Origin of the sequence: Microcoleus sp. PH2017_05_CCC_O_A, assembly GCF_020738785.1 — a bacterium.
Lineage (GTDB): Bacteria > Cyanobacteriota > Cyanobacteriia > Cyanobacteriales > Microcoleaceae > Microcoleus.
Genome location: NZ_JAEQCB010000253.1, coordinates 1 through 4,581, shown reverse-complemented (window position 1 = coordinate 4,581; position 4,581 = coordinate 1). Strand labels below are relative to the sequence as shown.

Genomic DNA, 4,581 nt, shown 5'->3' with positions numbered 1-4,581 from the left:
AGTTACAACCGTGTCTGCGGTTTGATTACAACCGTGTCTTCGGTTCTATAGCCTGCGGTCTACGGTTTGATCGCCTGACTCTTTTAAGATACAAGGGGCAGGTTCACCAACAATAATCGCCTAAAACAGATAATCTCATAAACCTGCCCTCCCCAGCCGAGATTTATATTCACATTTATCTCGTAGGGGCAGGTTCACCAACAATAATTGGCTAAAACAGACAATCTCATAAACCTGCCCTCCCCAGCCAAGATTCACATTTTACCAATAAATTCGCGGTACATTTATTTGGTTGGTGGGGTGGGGGCGGGTTTAGGAAATTGTTGATTTTTGTCATGAATGGTTGGCGAACCCGCCCCTACAAGAATCGTGGTTGATTTACTGGATACGATACTTAATCACCCATATTTAAATTCATTCATCCCACCTATTTATGAATCAAAACCATCCCCCCATTCCTCGCTTAGATTTAGCACCCAAACTGAAACGTCCTCTTTCTTTGTGGAATCCTTTAGACTACCTGCGATTATTATATTGGGTGTTTTTCTTTCCTCAAGCTGTGAGGCGTTATGAGTATACTTTTGGAAGTGAATCTCGTTTAGAAGATACCAAAACCTGGCGAGAAAAGTGGGAGTGGTTGCGTCAAAATTCCGTCCAACGTCAGTTGATTCTACAAGCCTTGGTGTTAATGTTTGCTATCCCCGTAGGCTTGAGTAGACTTTCCGAGGAAATAGGCATTTCTATTGATTGGCGCGGCGTGGCGTTGGGCGTGGCGTTGGGCGTGGCGTTCGGCATGGGATCTGGCGTGGAGTTTGGTGTGGAGTCTGGCGTGGTATTAGGCGTGGAGTCTGGCGTGGTATTGGGCGTGGCGTTTGGCATGGCATCTGGCGTGGTATTGGGCGTGGCGTTGGGCATCGTGTTGGGCATGGCGTCCGGCATACCGTCCAGCGTAGTGTCCGGTGTGGCGTTCGGCGTGCCGTCTCGCGTGGTGTCCGGCGCGGCGTCAGACGTGGTATTGGGCGTGATGTTAAGCGCGGCTTCAAACGTGGAGTCCGTCGTGGCGTTAGGCGTGGAGTCCGTCGTGGCGTTGGGCGTAGCGTCCGGCGTGGCGTCCGGCGTGGCGAGGATACGTCCTGAAAATTGGCTTTTCGCTGTACCGTTTACCTTACTCCAACGTCAACACCAAAATAGACAATTTCCTCACATTACCCCACTTCCCATTCCCTACCTGTCTTCTCAAATAGCTCATTGGCTGAGGCGGGATTGGGAAACAGGATTGCACAACATTAACCAACTATTACTATTTACTCTTCAGTTTATCCCTGTTGTTCAAGCTGTAAATCGCGTGCTAGCAGAGACACCAAAAGACCAACTTATCTATCGCGTCGCTCAATTATCAGAAGATCTTTATGATTGGAACTTGGTGCGTTTTGCCTCAGTTTCTCTCGGTGAAGCAATGAAGTCAAGAGCAGTACAAAGTTTTTCATTCATACCTTGGAAACAACAAATACAAGATCGTTTTCAAATAGAAATTAGTTTAAATACTCCTGCCCGTGCCTCTGCCGCTGGTTTCTGGTATCTCCATGAACAAGAACCAGACAAAGCCACAGAGGCTTTTGCCATAGTCCGAGATTTGCTTTATGGAGAGGAGATGTTCGCCTTAGCGAAAATTCTCACAGGCTTTCACCAAACAGCAGAACTAGCCGAAATTGCTTCCCTGAAACTCCCACCTTCCCCAACTTCACCTCGGCTACGCGAGAATACTTGGCAAGCAATTGCCTCTCTACGGCGGGTAATTGCCGATGTGCAAGTCGTGCAGAATAGCGTATCTCGTTCTGCCCGTTCCCTTGCCCTCAACCGATCGTTAGGTGAACTTGAAACTATCCTCGATACTCCAGATATTCTACCAGAAGCCGAACGAAATTTAATTATTCAAACCGCTAAAAAATGGCAAGAATCTTTACTGCAAGTTACAGGAAAAATCGGAGATATTTCAATTACTAAAGCTGTCACTAATCCCTATGTAATTGGCGATCCAGTCCAAGGCAATCTGTTTGTCGGCCGCGAAGATATCATCAGACAGCTAAAGGATGTACAGGGAAATAACCTGCAATCTGTGGCTCTCTACGGTCATCGGCGGATGGGGAAAACTTCGATTTTGTTAAATGCTACCAACTGCTTAGGAGCAAAGGTACAGGTGGCTTATGTCAATTTGCTGCGGGTGGGAGATTGCTCTGAGGGAGTCGGCGAACTACTAATATTCATCACCGATGCGATCGCCAAAACGGTCAAGATTGCACCTCCAGCCGATCGCGATTTACTCAATTTACCCTATCTCACTTTTGGACGCTACATCGAACAAGTAGTAGCAAATATAGACGGTGGATTGATCGTTGCTTTAGACGAGTTTGAAAAAATTGAAGAATTGATTAAGGCTGGGAAAATCAATCGAGACTTTATCGGCTTTTTGCGAGGAATACTGCAAATGAGTTCTAAAGTTGCCTTAGCTTTTGCCGGCTTACACACCTTGCATGAAATGACCTCAGATTATTTCAATCCTCTTTTTGCTAGCATTATCCCCATCCGAGTTGGTTTCCTGAGTCTAGGTGCAACTCGCCAAGTTTTAGCCAATCCCGATGATGACTTTATCCTAGACTATAAACCCGAAGCACTCGATCGCATTTATGAACTAACTCACGGCCAACCCTACCTCACGCAACTGGTAGGATTCCTGTTAGTACGCCTCTACAACGATCGAGTATTTGAAATGGGACGCCCCCGCGATCCAATGTTTACCGTAGAAGATGTAGAAACAGTCATCAATGACCCGGAATTTTTCACCAGAGGTCGCTACTATTTTACAGGAGTTTGGGGTCAAGCAGCGGAAGGCGCACCGGGACAACAAGAGATTTTAACAGCATTAGCACCTCACTTACAAGGCATGAATTTCGACAGGCTGAGTACAGAAATAGGGATGGATGAAACAAGTTTACAGGAAGCATTAAAAACTCTGGAACGCCACGATGTTGTTAAAGAAATTAATGGTTGCTACTGTATTGCTGTGGAACTATTTCGCCGCTGGGTTCAGATGTCATTGGGAGGAAGCCACTAAAATCGGGAATGGCGATTCCCTACAGGATAGCTACGCACGCGCGTATCTTGCTGTTTTTCACACAAGGGCGATCGGACTTTGTGAAAACCCAAGCCTCAACGAATTCAAGGAATTGGCAAGTGAATAATTTGGTCTTGATATTCCCCATCAAAAGAACCTCCCGCAATCACAATCAACTCGTCCAGTGTCTCCCCAATACCCATATCGGGGTTGAAGATAAAAATACCGGGTATGTGGCGATTTTGGGCAATGTGATCCGCTAAGTGTACCGGCATTGACTTGCGGTTATTAGTCAGCAGCACAAAGTTATGTACTTCACACCAAATTAGGATTTCTGGATCTAACGTACCTTTGGGAGGAGTATCCGGTTCTCCCACAGCCCGAATTATCAAATCTGATTCCCGCCGGCGCAGTTGGTTAATATAAACTGGATTAACATTTTCATCCATGAGATATTTGAGCATTTTTCGCCTTTTTGCCTTCTCTTTCTGCCTTTAACTGCATCAGTTTCCGCACCGCAGGCGACGGGTTTCGCTGCTGTTCCTCTCGCATTCTGCGTCCCCATTCCAACCAGTCAGCGATGTAATTGCTCACAGATTCTTTGTTGTGAAGATAATACAGAATGGTCGCATAAACTTGTTCTAGACTCAGCGAAGTGTAAATATTGGCAATTTCCTCTGGGGTGCGAGCACGATAAATGTACTCGTACAGGATAGTTTCAATTCCAATCCGCGAATCTTTCAGGCGAATGTCATCAGGTGCTAGAAAGTTGAAGTATTCTTCTAGTTGCACAGTTTAATCCTTCCTTTTTAGCCGATCGTACTGCTAACTATAATTTTACTATAATTCCACTTTTAATTCTAGCGAGGTATGGCTGCGATCGCCCTTTCTGTCTTAGCCTAAACCAAATCAGATATGCGATCGCTCTTTTGGCACAATACTGACCCAACTGGTACAGGCCGCAAAAACTCAGCAACTCTATTTCTAGCATTTCCTAGAGGCAATCCCTCGCGATCGCCCCCGATGTTTCATCTCCAGCCCATGACTATAGTCGGAAAACCCTTTATTCTTGTCGGTGGCTGAATTTATTCCCCGCAAGCGCCCTGGCAATATTCTCAAGGCATTTGCCCAACTAGCTCGACCTCAAGTACACTTAGCTTTGGTCGGAGATGGCATAATTTTGGAGGAAATGCGAGAACTAGCATCAGAATTAGGAATTCAAAAGCAAGTACATTTTTTGGGCTTGCGACGAGATATCCCCATTTTGATTCGTGCCTCAGTAGCTACTCTGATTGCTTCCTCTCAAGAAGGGCTTCCTAATTGCGTCATGGAATCTTTGGCTCTTCTGGAGTCAAGGTGATAAGCAAACTTAATCAGAAAAGCAAGCTAATAGCCTTGCTCGAAAGTTATCAAAGTTCATAAAGCCATAGGCTTGTCGCTTAATCAACTTAATTCGATTGTTAATTCCC

Annotated in this window: 6 protein-coding genes; 3 read left to right on the top strand and 3 right to left on the bottom strand. The window is 45.7% G+C overall.

Features of this window, described 5'->3' with window-relative positions:
- The first annotated feature begins 433 nt into the window (after nucleotides 1-433).
- A complete protein-coding gene (locus JGK20_RS33075) occupies nucleotides 434-3,112 on the top strand; it encodes an ATP-binding protein (RefSeq protein ID WP_293233639.1) in 2,679 nt (892 codons plus the stop codon).
- Between the two features lie 104 nt (nucleotides 3,113-3,216).
- Here the strand turns inward: JGK20_RS33075 and JGK20_RS33070 are convergent, their stop codons facing one another.
- Together JGK20_RS33070 and JGK20_RS33065 are read right to left on the bottom strand one after the other, a co-directional pair.
- On the bottom strand, nucleotides 3,217-3,576 hold the full coding sequence (locus JGK20_RS33070; RefSeq protein WP_293177050.1) for a DUF5615 family PIN-like protein: 360 nt from the start codon (nucleotides 3,574-3,576) through the stop codon (nucleotides 3,217-3,219).
- A complete protein-coding gene (locus tag JGK20_RS33065) occupies nucleotides 3,554-3,904 on the bottom strand; it encodes a DUF433 domain-containing protein (RefSeq protein WP_293177052.1) in 351 nt (116 codons plus the stop codon). The genes JGK20_RS33070 and JGK20_RS33065 overlap by 23 nt, the downstream gene beginning before the upstream one ends.
- A gap of 123 nt (nucleotides 3,905-4,027) precedes the next feature.
- Between JGK20_RS33065 and JGK20_RS33060 the strand changes: the two genes are divergently transcribed.
- Together JGK20_RS33060 and JGK20_RS33055 are read left to right on the top strand one after the other, a co-directional pair.
- Complete coding sequence (locus tag JGK20_RS33060; RefSeq protein ID WP_293191575.1) at nucleotides 4,028-4,195, top strand: hypothetical protein; 168 nt, start codon at nucleotides 4,028-4,030, stop codon at nucleotides 4,193-4,195.
- Complete coding sequence (locus tag JGK20_RS33055; protein ID WP_293233642.1) at nucleotides 4,188-4,472, top strand: glycosyltransferase; 285 nt, start codon at nucleotides 4,188-4,190, stop codon at nucleotides 4,470-4,472. Before JGK20_RS33060 ends, JGK20_RS33055 begins: the two co-directional genes overlap by 8 nt.
- A 9-nt stretch (nucleotides 4,473-4,481) precedes the next feature.
- On the opposite strand, the gene JGK20_RS33050 is transcribed toward JGK20_RS33055, so the two are convergent.
- The coding region (locus JGK20_RS33050) for a transposase (protein ID WP_293233641.1) at nucleotides 4,482-4,581 on the bottom strand (100 nt) is incomplete at its 5' end.

Excerpts from the sequence above, each read along its gene's own strand:
- JGK20_RS33070 (WP_293177050.1), bottom strand. The coding sequence starts at position 3,576 with ATGCTCAAATATCTCATGGATGAAAATGTTAATCCAGTTTATATTAAC.
- JGK20_RS33060 (WP_293191575.1), top strand. The coding sequence starts at position 4,028 with ATGCGATCGCTCTTTTGGCACAATACTGACCCAACTGGTACAGGCCGC.
- JGK20_RS33075 (WP_293233639.1), top strand. The coding sequence starts at position 434 with ATGAATCAAAACCATCCCCCCATTCCTCGCTTAGATTTAGCACCCAAA.